General features: G+C 44.4%; 20 protein-coding genes. 13 read left to right on the plus strand and 7 right to left on the minus strand.

The genetic code is table 11. The features are described from left to right. Nucleotides 1-595 precede the first annotated feature (595 nt). On the minus strand, nt 596-910 hold the full coding sequence (locus CW735_RS19505) for a hypothetical protein (RefSeq protein ID WP_157812647.1): 315 nt from the start codon (nt 908-910) through the stop codon (nt 596-598). Between CW735_RS19505 and CW735_RS04665 the strand changes: the two genes are divergently transcribed. Next, nucleotides 911-1,117 carry a hypothetical protein gene (locus tag CW735_RS04665; protein WP_015068459.1) on the plus strand — a complete coding sequence of 69 codons (207 nt, stop codon included), beginning with the start codon at nt 911-913 and terminating at the stop codon, nt 1,115-1,117. Nucleotides 1,118-1,502: 385 nt separating this feature from the next. Here CW735_RS04665 and CW735_RS04670 read toward each other — a convergent pair whose 3' ends face one another. Both CW735_RS04670 and CW735_RS04675 read right to left on the minus strand, forming a co-directional pair. After that, entirely contained in the window at nt 1,503-1,805 is a 303-nt protein-coding gene (locus CW735_RS04670) for a DUF3301 domain-containing protein (protein ID WP_071978847.1), read from the minus strand. A 1-nt stretch (nt 1,806) separates the two neighbouring features. Continuing rightward, complete coding sequence (locus CW735_RS04675; RefSeq protein ID WP_071978848.1) at nt 1,807-2,865, minus strand: DUF3549 family protein; 1,059 nt, start codon at nt 2,863-2,865, stop codon at nt 1,807-1,809. Nucleotides 2,866-3,234: 369 nt separating this feature from the next. Here CW735_RS04675 and CW735_RS04680 point away from each other — a divergent pair, with 369 nt between their 5' ends. From CW735_RS04680 to CW735_RS04690, 3 genes are all read left to right on the plus strand, one after another. Further along, nucleotides 3,235-3,573 (plus strand): YqcC family protein, encoded by a 339-nt coding sequence (locus CW735_RS04680; protein ID WP_100971112.1) that lies wholly within the window; start codon nt 3,235-3,237, stop codon nt 3,571-3,573. A gap of 62 nt (nt 3,574-3,635) precedes the next feature. Beyond that, nucleotides 3,636-4,409 carry a pseudouridine synthase gene (locus CW735_RS04685; RefSeq protein WP_071981157.1) on the plus strand — a complete coding sequence of 258 codons (774 nt, stop codon included), beginning with the start codon at nt 3,636-3,638 and terminating at the stop codon, nt 4,407-4,409. A gap of 42 nt (nt 4,410-4,451) precedes the next feature. Next, nucleotides 4,452-4,901 carry a flavodoxin domain-containing protein gene (locus tag CW735_RS04690; RefSeq protein WP_071978850.1) on the plus strand — a complete coding sequence of 150 codons (450 nt, stop codon included), beginning with the start codon at nt 4,452-4,454 and terminating at the stop codon, nt 4,899-4,901. 41 nt (nt 4,902-4,942) lie between these two features. On the opposite strand, the gene CW735_RS19510 is transcribed toward CW735_RS04690, so the two are convergent. After that, nucleotides 4,943-5,254, minus strand: a complete 312-nt coding sequence (locus tag CW735_RS19510) for a hypothetical protein (RefSeq protein WP_157812648.1) — start codon at nt 5,252-5,254, stop codon at nt 4,943-4,945. Here CW735_RS19510 and CW735_RS04700 point away from each other — a divergent pair, their 5' ends adjacent. Further along, nucleotides 5,255-5,461 carry a hypothetical protein gene (locus tag CW735_RS04700; RefSeq protein WP_015068459.1) on the plus strand — a complete coding sequence of 69 codons (207 nt, stop codon included), beginning with the start codon at nt 5,255-5,257 and terminating at the stop codon, nt 5,459-5,461. 371 nt (nt 5,462-5,832) lie between these two features. On the opposite strand, the gene dapD is transcribed toward CW735_RS04700, so the two are convergent. From dapD to map, 3 genes are all read right to left on the minus strand, one after another. Then, nucleotides 5,833-6,657 carry a 2,3,4,5-tetrahydropyridine-2,6-dicarboxylate N-succinyltransferase gene (gene dapD / locus CW735_RS04705; RefSeq protein ID WP_071978851.1) on the minus strand — a complete coding sequence of 275 codons (825 nt, stop codon included), beginning with the start codon at nt 6,655-6,657 and terminating at the stop codon, nt 5,833-5,835. After that, a complete protein-coding gene (glnD, locus tag CW735_RS04710; RefSeq protein ID WP_071978852.1) occupies nt 6,654-9,305 on the minus strand; it encodes a [protein-PII] uridylyltransferase in 2,652 nt (883 codons plus the stop codon). Before glnD ends, dapD begins: the two co-directional genes overlap by 4 nt. A 384-nt stretch (nt 9,306-9,689) precedes the next feature. Then, nucleotides 9,690-10,484 carry a type I methionyl aminopeptidase gene (map, locus tag CW735_RS04715; RefSeq protein ID WP_071981158.1) on the minus strand — a complete coding sequence of 265 codons (795 nt, stop codon included), beginning with the start codon at nt 10,482-10,484 and terminating at the stop codon, nt 9,690-9,692. 355 nt (nt 10,485-10,839) lie between these two features. On the opposite strand from map, the gene rpsB reads away from it, so the two are divergent. From rpsB to rseP, 8 genes are all read left to right on the plus strand, one after another. After that, the gene (gene rpsB / locus CW735_RS04725) at nt 10,840-11,571 is read left to right on the plus strand and encodes a 30S ribosomal protein S2 (protein WP_100971116.1); all 732 of its coding nucleotides are present in this window, start codon (nt 10,840-10,842) and stop codon (nt 11,569-11,571) included. A 116-nt stretch (nt 11,572-11,687) separates the two neighbouring features. Next, complete coding sequence (tsf, locus tag CW735_RS04730) at nt 11,688-12,560, plus strand: translation elongation factor Ts (protein ID WP_071978854.1); 873 nt, start codon at nt 11,688-11,690, stop codon at nt 12,558-12,560. Nucleotides 12,561-12,839: 279 nt separating this feature from the next. Continuing rightward, entirely contained in the window at nt 12,840-13,580 is a 741-nt protein-coding gene (pyrH, locus tag CW735_RS04735) for a UMP kinase (RefSeq protein WP_071978855.1), read from the plus strand. 21 nt (nt 13,581-13,601) lie between these two features. Further along, nucleotides 13,602-14,159: a ribosome recycling factor gene (frr, locus tag CW735_RS04740; protein WP_071978856.1), complete on the plus strand. Its 558-nt coding sequence runs from the start codon at nt 13,602-13,604 to the stop codon at nt 14,157-14,159. Between the two features lie 9 nt (nt 14,160-14,168). Continuing rightward, nucleotides 14,169-14,951, plus strand: a complete 783-nt coding sequence (gene uppS, locus CW735_RS04745) for a polyprenyl diphosphate synthase (protein ID WP_100971118.1) — start codon at nt 14,169-14,171, stop codon at nt 14,949-14,951. Between the two features lie 54 nt (nt 14,952-15,005). Next, nucleotides 15,006-15,869 (plus strand): phosphatidate cytidylyltransferase, encoded by an 864-nt coding sequence (locus tag CW735_RS04750; RefSeq protein ID WP_071978858.1) that lies wholly within the window; start codon nt 15,006-15,008, stop codon nt 15,867-15,869. Next, nucleotides 15,869-17,056, plus strand: coding sequence for a 1-deoxy-D-xylulose-5-phosphate reductoisomerase (gene ispC / locus CW735_RS04755; protein WP_100971120.1), 1,188 nt, complete (start codon nt 15,869-15,871; stop codon nt 17,054-17,056). The genes CW735_RS04750 and ispC overlap by 1 nt, the downstream gene beginning before the upstream one ends. Next, entirely contained in the window at nt 17,050-18,402 is a 1,353-nt protein-coding gene (gene rseP / locus CW735_RS04760) for a sigma E protease regulator RseP (protein WP_100971122.1), read from the plus strand. Before ispC ends, rseP begins: the two co-directional genes overlap by 7 nt. Nucleotides 18,403-18,423 lie beyond the last annotated feature (21 nt).

The following is an 18,423-nucleotide window of genomic DNA, read 5'->3' on the forward strand; positions in this document are numbered from 1 at the left end:
CTTCTTAAAACTTTGTAATTTCATATAGCAGTAATATGCAAAGCCTATATTATTTATCTCGTCACAAGGAAACACGATGAGTCAGGATGATTTACACGGATGACCTAGGACAACTTAAGGATAAGATTCTTGCAGGGCAGTAAGAAAAAGGAAATGGAAAAAGCGAAGGATGCTTTTACAGGATGTAAGGGACTTAGGGATATACGCAGAGAGAAGGACCACAGTTGGACGTGGGCAAGCAATTGATTATTGTTTGTATTTGAAAAGGACAAGCGGACAGGGATAGGTAAAATTAGGGAATTTATCAGGAAAGTATCAGGGATGACACTCGCTACAGCAGGATGTGTAGCTTATAAGGATTGATGGAAAGGATGTCGGCGGAGTCCGACAAGGACAGCCCTAGGAATGGGGAACGCTGCAGAATGGATTTGCAGTTTAGAGGGAACAAAGGAAAGGGACCCACGAAGGGATTTGTGGCTCACAAAAGGTATTGTGAGAAAAGATGGAAAGGGGCGAAGACGGATTCTGATCGGGAAGATTTTTATCGCAAGGGACCGCGGAGAGGGATGCTCAAAATTCTGAAAAAGGGAAAGTCTTATGACTTTCCCTTTTTTGTTTGCCCAGCGAAGCTGGCAAACCCGTCAGGTTGAAAGAAACCTGAATCACCCTGACTGAGGGGAAGATAATCCGAATGGCAAGGGCGTTGTTGGCCAACGGCAGGGTCTGAAGGAAGCCATAGGAAGTTAGAGGTACACAACGCAAGTGAACCTGATTCGGCAAGACAGGAGGGTAAGCGTGCAAAATAGCGCGAAGCCCGATACTCAGTCAGTCCTGTTTTGTGTTTGAGGGTGGAATTTCTAACAGGGAGCCAGTGCAGTAACTGGGGAAGCCTGGCATTAGATCCAATCAAATGGTTGGACGTATCGTTCAAGGAGTGATCCAAGAATGTTGCGAGTGTGAGGTGGCAGATGAACCCGTAGTAGTGAGTAAGGCTAGGCCGATGAAAGCCAGTAATGGTGTGGAGGGTAAAACCAAGCCGACTATCAGCATTGTGTTTGATAGGATCTATTTTAGCCAAAAGCTTAAATGGATTGCGAAGGGGGGAAGCAGACTTTAAGACTCTGATGAGTTGTGAGTTTTTTTATCATTGATACACAAGCCGCCAGATCAGCGGGACAAGTCGAATCGGTGCGCTAGGAATAGTGATGTCTGGTGAGACAGGCCGTATATGGGAAGTAATTGTAGTCAAATTTGGTAGATTGCCTCAGTGCTAGAACGCCAAACCCTGCAATGAAAGTTACCACAATGTTAGAAAATGAACGATGTCCATAGGGCGCACGATACTAGATTGCAAATTAGCATTGTGTCACTTAGCAAGTGATATGAAGTATGCAGGAGCCGTATACGAGGCCCGTACGTACGGTTCTGTGAGAGGGATGAGGCGCAAGCCTCACCCTACTCGATATGTCCGATTCAAACATATGAACGCAAAATGGCCTGCATTAAACACGATGCGGCGGCAAATCAGTTCGCATAATTCGACTTCCTACCAATTCTACTTCTCCACTGTATCTGTCTTCTCCGTTGCTGGAAAACTCGAACATAAAAACACTATTCCAATCTGGTTTTCCGTACTTTAATGAAATTCGTGTTTTGACCCTCGCGACGCTTAACAGCTGAAGCTGGTGTTTGTCACAGTATTGTCTTAAATACGTATTGGTCTTTTCCGAGATTTCTCTTATTCGCCAAAATTGATAGCTTACGAATGCGATACTTAGCCACAACACGAGTTCTAAAAGCGTCATATTATTTTCCCGTTTGCGCAAACAGTTTGTTGAATGCAGAGGCTAATTCTGCGGGCCTGTCAGGTGAACGAAGAAGTGATAAAACTTGCCGACGTAACTTTGGAATCTGTACCAAGTCAGAAAAGAAACCGGAAAAAAATGCGCCAGCATGTTCGCTTTGATTATCTGCTTTGGCTGCCTGTGTTAAAAACAATGTAAGGAGTGAGTCATCCATTTGTTCATAATGGCGAGCGGCGATGACACTCAGGATATCTAAGCGAGCACAGCTCTCGTTCTCGAGCACTCTTTGTAAGACGCTGTGCACATCTTGGTCAAATGAACCAGTAGATAGAGCACGTAAAGCGGCAAGATTAACTTCACTTGTGTGATTACTGCTGAAAAAGCGTGTGGTAATAAATTCTTTCATGGTAGCGCTTAAAGGCACATATTCGAGCATCTCCATGAGCGTATTCAAAAATACTTCAGAATATAAGGTCGAGTTTTTGGCAACAGCTTTTTCTAACATATCTTGCTTGCTGTGTTTTGGTAAAGAAGAGGCAAAGTCTGCAACGCTTTGCATTGACAAACGCTGCCAATCTACTAACTGCGGCGCTTGAATATAGGCTTCTACTTGCCTTGCTTCATCACTCAATGGTTGTAACAGTGCTTGTTTAACCGCTGCGTTGAACTGGGCGAGTAGGGATTGATTGGGCACAAAAGAGTAGGGGTTGTCCGGCAGCTTTTGGGCCTTTTCTGTGTCTTCTAAAATTGACTGACCTAATGCATCTACAATTATATCAAGAAAGTGATTTCGAGCTGCCGAAACTACCAACCCTTGCTCATCTGTAGGAAGTTTAACAAACCAAATGTAGTGCTCTGACGATGCGTTTTTATTCCAAAAAACAATTCCAAACCACGCGTGTTGCTGACGAGGGAATGGCGCATAGGCTTTGCCATTCTCAATATCTAAGAATGTTTGATTGTCGGTCAGAGTTAGCCTTCGCCCGATATCAAATATCTTGTATTCTGTACCAGCGTGGAGTAAAAACTCGCTGATGGAATTAATTGTGTTTGCGCTCATCAAAACATCCTAAATACTGCAAATTACCACTGGGGTCTCGTTAAAGCTCTGTAAATGAACTCTATAATAACGTTCTAGCACACCGACCTGCACCTCGATCTCAAATATCGAGCAGACAGCAGCGCCGAGCAGATAGCAGCGCCGAGAAAATAGCACCGCCCCAAAATCAATAGCGATTAGTTTATCACAGATAAATTATTGTCTGTCACGCGTCTATCTCTAGAATCATTGCGGTGACAGTAATTTTTGAAGGCTGGTATACTGATAACTCTTAAAAGTGCCTAACAAGGCCGATCGCTTTGGCTTACTCTAATTTATGCTGCTCGTTAGAAAAAATTCACTTAAAAACACCTCGTTGGAAACTGACATATGACACCCGGTAAACAGGCTATTTTAAATGCCCTTGAAGCATTGGCATTATCGATGAGAAAAGAGGGCGTATGGCCTTCAACTAGTCCTTCTAATGAAGCGCTAAATAGCACTGTTCCTTTTGCGGTTGATGCTATGGATTTTGAGAGCTGGCTAGCTTTTATATTTATTCCAAAAATGTCGCAACTAATTCATTCTGATGCCGCACTGCCTGAGATGGAAATCACGCCGGCGGCTCGGCTGTATTTGGAAGACAGGTCAACCCCTATCATTAAGCAGATAGCGGCTATAGATGGTTTAGTTCAGACAGCGAGAGTTGAGCAAGGAATGGCCCAATGAGAGAGGACTCGCAAGAGAAGCTTGGAGAAAAAGATACCGGCCAAGACGAAAGTAGAGAAGGCATGTCTGCCAACAGTCGCTCCGTTGAAATAAGTGCAACACCTCATCCGTTAAAAATTTTGTATCAAGACCAGGATATTGTTGCTATTGAGAAGCCGCCTGGCATGTTGGTGCATAGAAGCCCAATAGATAAACACGAAAAAGTATTCGCGGTACAAACCTTGCGAGACCAAATTGGTAAGCGCGTTTTTCCTGCACATCGGTTAGACCGACCTACGTCTGGCGTTCTTCTATTTGCCTTCGATGGTCAGTTAGCGGGGGAACTTGGACAGCAGATGATGCAAAAACAGGTGCATAAGACCTATCATGCTGTGGTGAGAGGGTTTGTGCATAATACTGGATTCATTGATTACGCACTTAAATACAAGTACGACAAAATAGCAGACAAGCACAAGCGGCCACAGCAGCCACCGCAAATAGCGACAACAGTGTATGAATCTGTAGCTTGTTATGAAGTACCACAGCCTGTCGGAAAATATCAAAGTGCGCGATATTCATTAGTAAAATTATCACCAAGTACGGGCAGAAAGCATCAATTACGTAGGCATTTAGCACATATTCGACACCCTATTATAGGTGACACGACCCATGGCGACGGAAAGCAGAATAAATTCGCTAAGTCGCACTTTAGTTTTAATAATTTGGCCTTAAACTGTACAGGTATGGGGTTCTATCATCCAACTTCTCAAAAGTGGGTGACAATATCTTCAGATTTTCATCATGAAATGGCGATGTTTATACGTCGTTTAGAAAACTTTCGCGTTGTTCCTTCGTAAAACGTTGTAGCAAAGTTTATAAAACAGTTAGTAGGGGTAGTAATGAGTACATTGAAGATAATAGCGGGCACAGTGTATGGGAACGCGCAGCATGTCGCTGAACAGGTAGAAGAAAACTTAGCTGAACAAGGCGTAGATTGCGAGCTTGAAAGCGACCCGTCGGTTGAAGATTTTACTGATGCAGACGCTATATTAATTATCACCTCTACAACAGGGCAAGGGGATGTTCCACCTAACCTTGAGTTTGTTTTTTCAGACTTAAAGGACGACGCGCCCCTGCTGAAAGACAAACCCTTTGCTGTTGCCGCCCTTGGCGATAGCAGCTATGGGGAGAGTTTCTGTGGTGCGGGTAAACAATTTCAAGCGCTTCTTGTTGAGCTGCAGGGCAAGCCAGCGTCTGAGATGCTAGAGGTGGATGCAATGGAAACCCTTGAGCCTGAAAAAGATGTGGTTGATTGGGTAAACAGTATAAAAGACAAGCTTTTGTCATAAACTGTTGAGGCAAAGTCATTAAAAAGGGGCGCTAAAGAATGTTAGCGCCCCTTTTTTGTTTGCCCAGCGAAGCTGGCAAACCCGTCAGGTTGAAAGAAACCTGAATCACCCTGACTGAGGGGAAGATAATCCGAATGGCAAGGGCGTTGTTGGCCAACGGCAGGGTCTGAAGGAAGCCATAGGAAGTTAGAGGTACACAACGCAAGTGAACCTGATTCGGCAAGACAGGAGGGTAAGCGTGCAAAATAGCGCGAAGCCCGATACTCAGTCAGTCCTGTTTTGTGTTTGAGGGTGGAATTTCTAACAGGGAGCCAGTGCAGTAACTGGGGAAGCCTGGCATTAGATCCAATCAAATGGTTGGACGTATCGTTCAAGGAGTGATCCAAGAATGTTGCGAGTGTGAGGTGGCAGATGAACCCGTAGTAGTGAGTAAGGCTAGGCCGATGAAAGCCAGTAATGGTGTGGAGGGTAAAACCAAGCCGACTATCAGCATTGTGTTTGATAGGATCTATTTTAGCCAAAAGCTTAAATGGATTGCGAAGGGGGGAAGCAGACTTTAAGACTCTGATGAGTTGTGAGTTTTTTTATCATTGATACACAAGCCGCCAGATCAGCGGGACAAGTCGAATCGGTGCGCTAGGAATAGTGATGTCTGGTGAGACAGGCCGTATATGGGAAGTAATTGTAGTCAAATTTGGTAGATTGCCTCAGTGCTAGAACGCCAAACCCTGCAATGAAAGTTACCACAATGTTAGAAAATGAACGATGTCCATAGGGCGCACGATACTAGATTGCAAATTAGCATTGTGTCACTTAGCAAGTGATATGAAGTATGCAGGAGCCGTATACGAGGCCCGTACGTACGGTTCTGTGAGAGGGATGAGGCGCAAGCCTCACCCTACTCGATATTTATTTTTCAGAACAGTTTTAATTACTCTACGCCGCGCAACAGGGCATTGATTCCTACTTTAGCGCGGGTTTTGGCATCTACTTTCTTAACGATTATGGCAGCGTAAAGGCTGTATTTACCATCTGCACTGGGTAAGTTTCCAGATACCACTACCGAACCTGCAGGTACGCGTCCGTAGTGGATCTCTCCAGTTTCACGGTCATAAATACGCGTACTTTGACCAATATAAACACCCATTGAGATAACCGCGCCCTCTTCAACAATAACGCCTTCTACAATTTCAGAGCGAGCGCCGATAAAGCAGTTATCTTCTATGATGGTAGGGTTTGCTTGTAATGGCTCTAGTACGCCACCAATACCTACACCACCAGAAAGGTGAACGTTTTTACCGATTTGTGCACATGAGCCAACAGTTGCCCATGTATCTACCATAGTACCCTCGTCAACGTAGGCGCCAATGTTGACATAAGACGGCATTACTACTGCGTTTTTGCCTACAAATGTACCGGTACGAACTGCAGCTGGTGGCACTATACGGGCGCCATCTGCAACAAACTGTTCATTTGTGTAGTTGGTGTATTTTAATGGCACTTTATCAAAATACTTGCTCTCGGCGCCGTCAATCATTTCGTTGTTGTGAAGTCGGAAAAAAAGCAACACAGCTTTTTTCAACCACTGGTGAACTACCCATTCCCCTGCAATTTTCTCGGCGACTCGAGCTTGACCGCTGTTTAGCAGTGAAATTGCTTCTGCAACGGCGTTTCTTACCTCGTCAGGAGCTTCATTTGGGCTAATGGCATCGCGGTTTTCGAAGGCGTCTTCAATAATGGCTTTCAATTCATTCATGGTATTGTAATATCTTCAAGTTGGTCGAGTTTAAACAAGATACGCTTTTTCAAGCTAACTTGTTGTTCTTGGGTTAATGCGGTGCCAGCCTCGTTGCTGACGATAAAAATGTCTTCGGCGCGTTCGCCGATGGTTGCTATTTTAGCAAGCTTTAATGTCATGTTGGTGTCAACAAACGCGTGGCCAATTTTAGCTAAAATGCCGGGCGCGTCTAGTGCTTCAAGCTCAACAAGCGTCGCCTCGTCGTTTAAGTTAAAAAAGCGCACCTTGGTAGGAACGTCTAATTGCCTCATCTGACGGGGTAGCTTTCGCTTATTTTCGTGGGAGCGGCCAGGTTTTTCTAACTGGGTAGAGACGGCTTTTTCTAGCGACATGATACGAGACTCAGATGAAAGACGCGTACCGTCATTTTCTAACACTATCATACTGTCGAATACGTAGCCGTCTCGTGTAACGGTAACGTGTGCATCGTGGATAGAGCAATTTCTGCTATCTAGTACAGAGGCAACCTGTGCGAATAATGCCTTTCTGTCTTTGCCATAAACGAATAGTTCCGTTCCACCCTTGGCGCTATTGTCATTGGCTCTAACTAATAAAGCGTCGTTATCTGGCGTTAACCAATCTTCCTGAGCCGTTATAATTTCTTCTGTATGCCAGGCCACCTGTGTTGGCTTAAAACGTACAAAGTAGTCATCGTCCAAACGCGCCCAGAGAGCGTCTACAGAAACAGGGCTGATAGCCCGCTCTTGCAATATTTGTCGCGCTTGATGTTTGTGCGTGGCAACTCGTTCATTAAGCGTCACCTGACACTGAAGACCGTTATCTAAAGCCTTTTGCGTCATGAGATACAATTCTCTTAGCAAAGATGCTTTCCAGTCATTCCACAAGTTATCATTGGTGGCACGAATATCTGCAAGCGTTAATGTATAGAGCAGGTTCAAGTGGTTGTGGCTTCGTATTGCGCTGGCAAACTCACTGATGACATCCGGATCGTAAATATCTCTTCGCTGAGCGACTACAGACATCAGCAAGTGATTTTCAACAAGCCAGGCAATCATCTCTGCATCGGACGATGGAACATTATGAAGTTCGCAAAATGTGGCTACATCCTTGGCACCAAGTTTCGAGTGATCGCCATTGCGGCCTTTCGCTATATCGTGAAAAATAGCGGCGATATACAACACTTCTGGTTTATCGAGATGTCGGCAAATTCGGCCACATCGGGGAAAGTCTTTATTCTCTTTCGAAAAAAAGTAATTAACATGCTTAACAAGCCTATGGGTGTGCTCGTCAACAGTGTAAGCGTGAAACAAATCAAACTGCATCATGCCCACAATAGCGTCCCACTCAGGTAAGTAAGCCTGAATAATTCCATATTGATGCATTATGTCCCAACCAAAATTAAAAAAATCGGGTTGTTTCATCAGCATCATAAATTTCTCACGACACGCTGGACGTTCGACATAATAGGTACTTTCAAATTCCCTATGGGCATTGCGCAGTTGACGAATACACGTGGTGCTGAGGCCTTTAACATCTGGTGTATTGGTTACCAGGTGTAAGAAATCGAGAATAGCTTCAGGAGTCGAGAACACTCGCTCATGGCGAGGAGAAATCATGTAATCAAGAAGCTCGAAGTCTTCATTGATAACGGCACTGTGTTGAACGCTTTGATTCAGCATGTCGTATTTAAAACGCTGAAGCAGCATTTGGTTGAGCTCTGTTACACGAGCCACAGTGCGAAAGAAGTCTCGCATCATCTTTTCTACTGATGATTTACCTTCTTCACCGTAGCCCATCATCTCCGCTACATCTGGCTGATAATCGAATAATAGACGGTTTTCGCTTCGCTGGGCAACCAAGTGGAGTGCACAGCGCATTTTCCAAAGGTGCATGCGGCAGGCGATGAGCTCACTGTGTTCTTGTTCAGTGAAGTAACCATGACCTACCAAGTTCCAACCATCGTATTCTTTAAAATGTTTCTTAGCTACCCAGCCAATAGATTGAATGTCTCGAAGACAACCAGGATTCTCTTTTATGTTGGGTTCTAAGTTGTATGCAGTGCCGTTAAATTTGGCATGTCGTTTTTTCTGTTCTTCGTATTTAGCAGAGAAAAACGCTTTACTACTCCACGAATTTCTTCCATTCGCTTCTTCCCAAAGCTTCTCAAAGGTTTCTTCGCTACCGGATAGAAGGCGACTTTCAACCAAATTAGTGGCGATGGTAATATCATCTTTTGCGAGCTTGACGGTCTCTTTAATCGTTCGCACCGACTGGCCAACATCTAATTTGATGTCCCACAACAGCGTAATAAAGCGACCGACTTTGTCTTGTGCATCGGCGCTAAGCTTCTTCTTACTAACAATAAGTAGATCGATATCAGAATAAGGCTGCAAATGACCACGACCGTATCCACCGACGGCACAAAGCGATAAATCGTTGATAGAACTTAGGCCGAACAGTTGCCACAAATGACAAAGCAGTGCATCGACAAATTGTGCTCTGCCTGTAACTAATTGATTGACAGGAGCGGAATTAAACGAGTCTGTAATCCACGCGTAGTTTTTCTCAACGCATGTTTTGATTTTAGGAATGTCATCAACACTACTGATACTGTCTATTTCTTGGATTAGAGATTGGAGCGTCAAACTGCACCTTTGAATTGCTTAAGTGTAAACGCTATAAACTTTATCACGATTTAGCACAAAATCGCAGTATCGATTGGGTGCATATTTTAGGTCTATTTATGAATAAATATGGAAAAACGTTATAGCGCGGTGAATGATTGTCTAAATCGTCGTTTTTGACACGTGAGCAATATCGAAAAAAGTGGGTAGTGAGCAGCTCTAAACGCTATTTCATAAGGCAATTTCACCTGCACAAAATAGTAAAAGCAGGAATGAGACGAAGCCCAAAAATAAGCGCTAATTAAGCGATAATATAGATTCGAAAAAAAGCTTGGTTATTGTCGTCAATAGCCAAGCTCTTAACTCGTATGAAACTTTTATTGAAATGGCTCGAAAGCGCAACAGTTATTTGTGAGAAATAACGCGAGGTAATGTTTCTTCTTCTCTCAACGTAAGTACCTCAACGCCGTCTTCAGTGACTAGCAGCGTGTGTTCCCATTGAGCGCTTAAGCTTCTATCTTTCGTTACCACAGTCCACTGGTCTGGAAGTACTTTGGAATAGCGCTTACCTGCATTGACCATAGGTTCGATAGTAAAACACATACCCGGTACTAACTCTTCGCCTGTTCCTGGTTTGCCGTAATGCACAATTTGTGGTTCTTCGTGAAAACTGGAGCCAATACCATGGCCGCAATATTCTCTAACTATTGAATAGTTATGCGCCTCTGCATGAGTTTGGCAGATATGCCCAATATCACCTAAACGCATGCCAGGTTTAACTTGCTCGATGGCTTTGTATAACGATTCTTGCGTTACACGAATAAGACGCTCAGCCAGAATAGTAGGTTTGCCCACAGTAAACATCTTTGATGTGTCGCCGTGATAACCGTCCTTAATAACAGTTACGTCTATATTAATGATGTCACCATCTTTTAGCTTTTTGTCAGACGGAATACCATGACATATACAATGGTTCACCGAAGTACACACTGACTTAGGAAAAGGTGGGTTGCCATAGTTTAGCGGTGCAGGTATCGCTTTTTGTTCGTTCACAATAAAGTCATGACAAAGCGTATTGAGCTGATCGGTCGTTACGCCTTTTTTTACATGGGGCGTGATCATAGTAAGAACTTCGGCTGCTAGCTTACCAGCAACGCGCATTTTTTCGATTTCATCAGGGGATTTGATAATTGCTGCCACAATGCCTCTCAATAATCGTCTTTTGATTAATAAACAGTTTTACGCAGTATATCACCAATATGACCACTATTGGATATGCAGTAAACATGCGTTCAACCGTCTTTCAGAAAATAATGACAAACAACAGGCAAGCAGGGCTGAAAACTTGTTACCACTAAAGCTTTATGGTATAAAGCGCGCGCCCTGACGGAAAGCTCGTATTTTTTTGTGAAAGCGAAGTCGTCGTAGAGGGTATATTTCTTATTAAAACACACATATACCGACACTTGTTATCGGGGTGTCCACACTATCGTTTTTCGCTAGGGTGGATCGATACAAGGGGTATATGGAGGCCTAACCCCAAGAGGAAAATAAAATGGCTAATGTTTCTATGCGTGACATGCTGAAAGCCGGTGTGCATTTCGGTCACCAAACTCGTTACTGGAACCCAAAGATGAAACCATACATCTTTGGTGCTCGTAACAAAGTTCATATCATCAACCTAGAAAAAACAGTTCCACTGTTTAACAACGCTTTGAACTACATCTCAAGTGTTTCAGCAAAAAAAGGTAAAATCCTTTTTGTTGGTACTAAACGTGCCGCTGGTGATGCGATAAAAGATGCTGCTGTAAAATGCGACCAGTTCTACGTAAACAAGCGTTGGTTGGGCGGTATGTTGACTAACTGGAAAACAGTGCGCCAGTCAATCAAGCGTCTTAAAGAGCTTGAGCAAAAGAGCCAAGACGGAACGTTTGAAAAGCTAACCAAAAAAGAAACGCTTATGCTTCAACGCGAAATGGATAAGCTTGAGAACAGCCTTGGTGGTATCAAAAACATGGGCGGTCTTCCAGACGTAATCTTTGTTGTTGATGCAGACCATGAGCACATTGCAGTTACGGAAGCACGTAACCTTGGTATCCCTGTTGTTGGTGTTGTAGATACTAACTCTAACCCAGACGGTGTTGATTACATCATCCCTGGTAACGACGATGCTATCCGCGCTATCCAACTTTACTTGGACGCTGCTGCAGACGCTGTTAATTCTGGTCGCGAGAGCAACCTTGAAGTACAAGCTGAGCAAGACGACTTCGTAGAAGCAGCAGAGTAATTCTGTACACTCGCTGCCAATTTAAATTGGAAGCGAATTTGCTACGAGACGTATTGAGAGGGGCGATTAGCCCCTTTTACCTAACGAATTTATATTTATTGCTGAGGAATTGAAAAATGGCAGTGACTGCAGCACTAGTTAAAGAACTGCGCGAACGTACTGGCGCAGGTATGCTGGATTGTAAAAAAGCGCTTGTTGAGACAGATGGTGACATTGAATTAGCCATTGAAAACATGCGTAAATCAGGTCAAGCAAAAGCGGCTAAAAAAGCAGGTCGTATTGCAGCTGAAGGTGTAATTCTAACTAAAGTTGAAGCGGGTCGCGCGACTATGCTTGAACTAAACTGCGAAACAGACTTCGTTGCTCGCGACGAGAGTTTCCTTAAGTTTGGTAATGACCTACTTGAATTAGCTTCTGCTAACAACATCAACGACATCGAAACACTTAACGACGCTGAACTAAACGGCTCAAAAGTTAGCGATGCACGTGACACGCTTGTAGCAAAAATTGGTGAAAACATTTCACCTCGCCGCGTTATCAACGTTGAAGGTGACACACTAGGTGCTTACGTTCACGGTGGTCGTATTGGCGTTATCGCTATTCTTACTGGTGGCGACGAAGAGCTAGCTAAAGACGTTTCTATGCACGTCGCAGCGGCAAGCCCTCAATATGTTAAGCCTGAAAACGTTCCGGCTGAAGTTGTTGAGAAAGAAAAAGAAATCCAAATCGATATCGCAATGCAGTCTGGTAAGCCAGCAGACATCGCTGAAAAAATGGTTGCAGGTCGTATGAAGAAGTTCACTGGTGAAGTGAGTCTTACTGGCCAACCTTTCGTTAAAGATCCGTCGATCACAGTTGCTGAACTTCTTAAGAACAACAGTGCAGACGTTATCAACTTCGTGCGTTTTGAAGTAGGCGAAGGTATCGAGAAGAAAACTGAAGATTTCGCAGCAGAAGTAGCTGCGCAAATGGAAGCCGCTAAGAAATAATTGAGCGTTTTTCTTTTGCATTCAGAGAATGTCAGATAAACTAAAAGCACCTCTTCGGGGGTGCTTTTTTATAGCCGAATCTCTTTCTATTGCAGCGGTTTCACGTTAGTGTGAGTGACGTTTTTGCAAGTCATTTGAAAATACGGCTTTGAAGCGGCGCTGGGTTAAGAAAGCATAAACCTTTCAAAAAACTAACGCGATTTGTTCTATGTTTTTTCATGCTAAGGCATATATTTAAAATACATAGCACAAACCGGGTTTACGAGGACATATCGAATAATGAGTATCACACCTAAATCAGCATATCGACGCATTCTGTTAAAACTTAGCGGTGAAGCCCTTATGGGTGAAGAAGGCTTTGGCATAGACCCCAAAGTGCTAGATAGAATGGCACAAGAAATTAAAGAGTTGGTTGAACTTGGTGTTCAAGTGGGCCTTGTTATTGGTGGCGGTAACTTATTTCGCGGCGAAGGTTTAGCAAAAGCGGGTATGAATCGCGTAGTAGGCGATCATATGGGTATGCTAGCTACTGTGATGAACGGTTTGGCAATGCGAGATGCACTACACAGAGCATTTGTAAATGCACGCATGATGTCAGCAATTCCTTTAAACGGCGTTTGCGATGCGTATAATTGGGCAGAAGCAATTAGCTTACTGAAGTCTGGTAGAGTCGTTATTTTTTCAGCAGGTACCGGAAACCCATTTTTCACAACGGATTCCGCTGCGTGCTTACGCGGAATTGAAATTGAAGCAGACGCCGTGTTAAAAGCGACTAAAGTCGACGGTGTTTATAGTGACGACCCGGTTAAAAATCCAGACGCTACCCTGTACGAGCACCTCAGTTATAATGAAGTGCTGGATAAGGAACTAAAAGTAATGGATTTGTCAGCGTTTACTTTGGCTCGTGACCACAGCCTTCCAATTCGCGTTTTCAATATGAACAAACCCGGCTGTCTTAAGCGTGTTGTAATGGGCGAGAAAGAAGGCACCGTAATTAGCCACGCTGGCAATGATAAGTAAAGACATATAGGACACACAACAGTGATTGATGAAATTGAATTAGATGCGCAAGAGCGTATGGAAAAAAGCGTAGTGGCGCTCAAAGGCCAATTTAGCAAAATTCGCACGGGGCGCGCGCACCCAAGCCTGCTAGACGGTATTATGGTGCCGTACTACGGTGTAGATACACCGCTAAAGCAAGTGGCTAATGTAATTGCTGAAGACAGCCGTACGCTTGCCCTAACTGTGTTTGATAAATCGGCTATCCAAGCAGTTGAAAAAGCTATCATGCAGTCTGATCTTGGGTTAAACCCCATGAGCGCTGGCGGTTCTATCCGTATACCGCTTCCGCCGCTAACTGAAGAGCGAAGAAAAGATCTTATTCGCGTAGTTCGCAATGAAGCGGAAGGTGGGCGGGTTGCTATCCGCAATATTCGCCGCGACGCAAACAGCGATATCAAAGAGCTGTTGAAAGAAAAAGAAATCAGCGAAGACGAAAGTCGTGCAGCTGAAGAAAATATCCAGTCGATCACTAACGAAATCATTAAGAAAGTAGACAGTCTACTGGCTGACAAAGAAAAAGAATTAATGGAAGTATAAGTTAGTATTATGATTGGAAAGCGTTTAAACGCAGCCAAAAAGACTAGCGTGATAGGGCCAGCACCAGTTGCTGGCCCTAGACACGTTGCTATCATTATGGATGGTAATGGTCGATGGGCGCAGAAGAAAGGGAAAATTCGTACTTTCGGTCATAAAGCGGGTGTCGAATCTGTAAGAAATGTGGTGCGCTTTGCGAGAAAAAACGCCATTGAATCGCTTACTCTATTCGCATTTTCAAGTGAAAACTGGAAACGTCCGGAAGAAGAAGTAAGCGTACTTATGGAGTTGTTTAACCTTGTGTTAAATAGCGAAGCGAAGCGGCTTCATAAAAATGGTGTGCGCCTTCAAGTTATTGGCGATTTAAGTGCTTTTGACCCTAAATTAGTCGAAAAAATTCGCAAAGCTGAAGAGATGACGCGAGACAATGCGGATTTAATACTTAACATCGCAGCGAATTATGGCGGCCGCTGGGACATTGTAAATGCGACTAAGCAGCTGGCAAATCAAGTCAAAGCTGGCGACATAGATGCAGAAGATATTGACGAAGCCATGTTTACCCGGTTCACGTCTACCGCAAATCTCCCCGAATTAGACCTTCTTATTAGAACTGGTGGCGAGCACCGTATTAGCAATTTCCTTTTGTGGCAATGTGCTTATGCCGAGCTTTTCTTCACCGATGTTCTTTGGCCAGATTTTAATGAAGACGAGTTTCAACGTGCTGTTGACGATTTTAACGTTAGGCAACGTCGCTTTGGCCTTACTGGTGAACAGGTTATCGTTTCTGATGATTAACCTCATTCAGAAGATTGTCGGCTTCATCCTGATTATCACAGCCAAGGGCAAATTATGCTAAAACAACGAATAATAACTGCATTAATTCTTGCGCCAACAGCGTTATACGCCATATTGTTCCTACCTATTTTTTGGTTCGAAATTGCTATTGCCGGTGTTGTAGGTATTGGCGCTTATGAATGGGCAGCCATGGCTGGCGTTTGTGAACGTCCTAAAAAGCTTCTTTTTATGGCTGGCGCTTTTGCTATATGTATCGCGCTTTCTTTTGTTGTTGATGCTAGCGTGATCTGGTATCAGGGACAGTTACATAGTTTATATACCAGTATCCTTAGCGTGGCAGTGATTTGGTGGGGGGCCTCGCTTGCTATGGTGTTAGCGTACCCTAAATACTCCAAATTTTGGCGAGACAGTAGGGTTGTTCGCACTGTTTTTGGATTGTTAACACTTATTCCAACTTGGGTAGCAGTGATAGCACTGAGAACAAGTCTCCACGACGTAGATCCTTTCTACGGCGCGTCCCTTATTTTTTATGTGCTTGGCATTGTATGGGCAGCCGATATTGGCGCCTTTTTTGTGGGCGTGAAATTTGGTCGACACAAGCTTCGCCCGAATGTATCACCCGGGAAAAGCCTTGAGGGACTACTAGGTGGAATTGCTGCATCGTTTGCTATTATCGCATTCGCGGCGCTGCACTATCAGGTGGAGCCTTCTCGCATTTGGCTGCATTTAGCCATTGGTGGAGTTACCGTGGCAGTGTCTGCTCTTGGCGACCTGAACGAAAGTATGCTCAAGCGCTGTGCCGGTATTAAAGATAGTGGAAAAATTCTACCCGGGCATGGCGGTGTGCTTGACCGCATAGACAGCCTTACGGCTGCGTTCCCTGTCTTCGCGTTTTGTTATGTTACTTGGATGGCGTAATGCAGACAGTCACCGTTTTAGGGGCTACGGGCTCCATTGGTTGCAATACTCTTGATGTAATTAATCGTCATCCTGATAAGTACCGTATTTTCGCCATTACCGGTAACAATCAGTTAAAGCTGCTTATGGAGCAGGCCAACAAATGCTCCCCACGCTATGTGGTTATTGCTGACCCATCACACTACAGCGCGGCACTAGAGCTAGCAAAGCAGTATCAAGTTGAAGCTGAAATTCTGTGTGGACAGCAGGCATTAGAAGACGTTTCAAGCGCTCCTGAAGTTGACTCAGTTATGGCCGCGATTGTGGGAGCCGCGGGCTTGCTACCTACTATGGCTGCGGTGAAAGCAGGAAAGCGCGTGTTGCTGGCAAATAAAGAGGCGCTCGTAATGTCTGGCGCACTCTTCATTGACGCCGCGAACAAAAGCGGTGCTCAAATACTGCCAATTGACAGTGAACATAACGCGATTTTTCAATGCTTACCCCACAATTTTACCTACGGCGACTTGGGTAACTCAGGTATTGAAAAAATTCTACTTACTGGGTCGGGCGGCCCTTTCAGAGAAAGAGCGCTTGATACGTTTGGCAATATCACGGTTGACGAGGCCAGCACTCACCCCAATTGGTCAATGGGGAGAAAGATTACAATAGACTCTGCCACCATGATGAATAAAGGGCTTGAGTTTATCGAAGTATGTTGGCTGTTCGGCGTTAAGTCCAAAGATATAGACGTCGTTATTCACCCTCAAAGTATTATTCATTCCATGGTGCAATATGTTGATGGCTCTGTGATCGCTCAGATGGGAAATCCAGACATGCGCACACCTATCGCCTATGGATTAGCTCACCCTCAGCGTATAGAGGCTGGCGTCAAGCCGCTCAATTTTAAAGAGATTGTTGATTTTAGCTTTAAAACCCCTTGTTATGAGCGTTATCCAAACTTGAAGTTAGCCATAGCAGCCTGTGAAGCTGGCCAATGTGCCACCACTAGTCTCAATGCGGCTAACGAAGTTGCTGTAGAGCACTTTTTGCACGGAAATATTAGTTTTTGTGACATCGCAAAGGTTAATGAAGCAACGCTTAACGCGATGTCGATGGTAGAAATGAACTCCATTCAGCAATTATTAGAACAAGACTCGTTGGCAAGAGTAAAAGCAAACGAGTTAATCAGAGGTAAATTTCAGTGCTAGCATTTTTTTGGAGCCTAGGCGCATTTATTCTTGCCCTCGGTATTCTTGTTGCCGTACACGAGTGGGGCCATTTTTACGTGGCCCGCAAATGCGGTGTACAGGTAGAACGTTTTTCAATTGGCTTTGGCAAGCCTATTTGGCGCAGGCAGGGTAAATCAGGTACCGAGTATGTTATTGCCATGATCCCATTAGGTGGATACGTGCGCATGCTCGATGGGCGTATAGACGACGTCCCTCCAGAACTCGAAGAAAAAGCGTTTAATCATAAGCCGGTGCTGCAGCGCATGGCTATTATTGCGGCCGGCCCTGGCGTCAATTTTATATTTGCGTTCTTTGCCCTTTGGCTTATGTACTTAGTTGGGCTAGAGACAGTAAAGCCGGTGGTAAAAGCTGTCGAAGATAACAGTATTGCGGAAATTGCAGGCGTAAAAGCGGGCGATGAAATTATTAGTATCGATGGCCGACGCACACCAGATTGGGAAGCCGTTAATTTGGAAATGGTTTCCAACATCGGTGGTGAGAATACGGTAGTAACGGTCAGAAATGCATCAAATAGCGAAAAAGAAGTGACATTTAACCTGACTACTTGGAACTTTGATCCAGATATTGAGTCTCCACTAAGCAGTTTGGGTTTAACGCCATTTCGACCTGACCCAACATTAACCGTGGGTTTTGTTGGAGAGGGCAGTGCAGCGCAAGAAGCCGGCCTTTTGCCAGGTGATAAAATTACTGCGTTAAATGGCGATGAGCTTTCATCATGGAATGCGTTAGTCGATGTGATTGTTGATAATCCCGGTGAGACTATTTCTCTTGCAATTGAAAGGGATGGACAACAACGCACCCTACGTGCCACGATAGCGCGCCGCGATACAGCACAGGGGCAAAGTGGGTATCTCGGTGTAAGCCCAACGTTTGAGCCTTGGCCTGAGGGGTATGTGTTTACGCATCAGTATGGCATTATAGAGGCTATAGGAATTGCGCTAGATAAAACATGGCGCTTAATGACACTCAGTGTCGAAATGATAGGAAAGTTACTTACTGGCGATGTGTCAGTTAAAAACTTAAGTGGGCCTATCTCAATTGCTCAAGGAGCAGGTACAAGTGCCGGTTACGGGCTTGCGTACTTCTTGAGTTTTCTTGCCTTAATAAGCGTAAATTTAGGCATTATAAATTTATTACCCCTGCCTATGCTCGATGGTGGTCATTTGATGTTTTTCATCGTGGAATGGATCACCGGCAAGCCTGTGCCTGAAGCGGTACAGGAATGGGGTTACCGAATAGGTGGCGTGCTTCTGTTTATGATTATGGGTATCGCTATTTTTAACGATATTGCTCGCATAACCTGATGAGAGTCAGGAAGTACAAAA

The organism is Alteromonas sp. MB-3u-76, assembly GCF_002831605.1.
GTDB classification, from domain to species: Bacteria; Pseudomonadota; Gammaproteobacteria; order Enterobacterales; family Alteromonadaceae; genus Alteromonas; species Alteromonas hispanica.

Bases quoted from the DNA above. Each gene is read 5' to 3' on its own strand.
- uppS (WP_100971118.1), top strand. From the start codon at position 14,169: ATGATTGGAAAGCGTTTAAACGCAGCCAAAAAGACTAGCGTGATAGGG.
- pyrH (WP_071978855.1), top strand. From the start codon at position 12,840: ATGAGTATCACACCTAAATCAGCATATCGACGCATTCTGTTAAAACTT.
- CW735_RS04685 (WP_071981157.1), top strand. From the start codon at position 3,636: ATGTCTGCCAACAGTCGCTCCGTTGAAATAAGTGCAACACCTCATCCG.
- CW735_RS04675 (WP_071978848.1), bottom strand. From the start codon at position 2,865: ATGAGCGCAAACACAATTAATTCCATCAGCGAGTTTTTACTCCACGCT.
- CW735_RS04680 (WP_100971112.1), top strand. From the start codon at position 3,235: ATGACACCCGGTAAACAGGCTATTTTAAATGCCCTTGAAGCATTGGCA.
- rpsB (WP_100971116.1), top strand. From the start codon at position 10,840: ATGGCTAATGTTTCTATGCGTGACATGCTGAAAGCCGGTGTGCATTTC.
- CW735_RS04670 (WP_071978847.1), bottom strand. From the start codon at position 1,805: ATGACGCTTTTAGAACTCGTGTTGTGGCTAAGTATCGCATTCGTAAGC.
- dapD (WP_071978851.1), bottom strand. From the start codon at position 6,657: ATGAATGAATTGAAAGCCATTATTGAAGACGCCTTCGAAAACCGCGAT.
- ispC (WP_100971120.1), top strand. From the start codon at position 15,869: ATGCAGACAGTCACCGTTTTAGGGGCTACGGGCTCCATTGGTTGCAAT.
- CW735_RS04665 (WP_015068459.1), top strand. From the start codon at position 911: ATGGTTGGACGTATCGTTCAAGGAGTGATCCAAGAATGTTGCGAGTGT.
- CW735_RS04690 (WP_071978850.1), top strand. From the start codon at position 4,452: ATGAGTACATTGAAGATAATAGCGGGCACAGTGTATGGGAACGCGCAG.
- CW735_RS04750 (WP_071978858.1), top strand. From the start codon at position 15,006: ATGCTAAAACAACGAATAATAACTGCATTAATTCTTGCGCCAACAGCG.
- CW735_RS04700 (WP_015068459.1), top strand. From the start codon at position 5,255: ATGGTTGGACGTATCGTTCAAGGAGTGATCCAAGAATGTTGCGAGTGT.
- tsf (WP_071978854.1), top strand. From the start codon at position 11,688: ATGGCAGTGACTGCAGCACTAGTTAAAGAACTGCGCGAACGTACTGGC.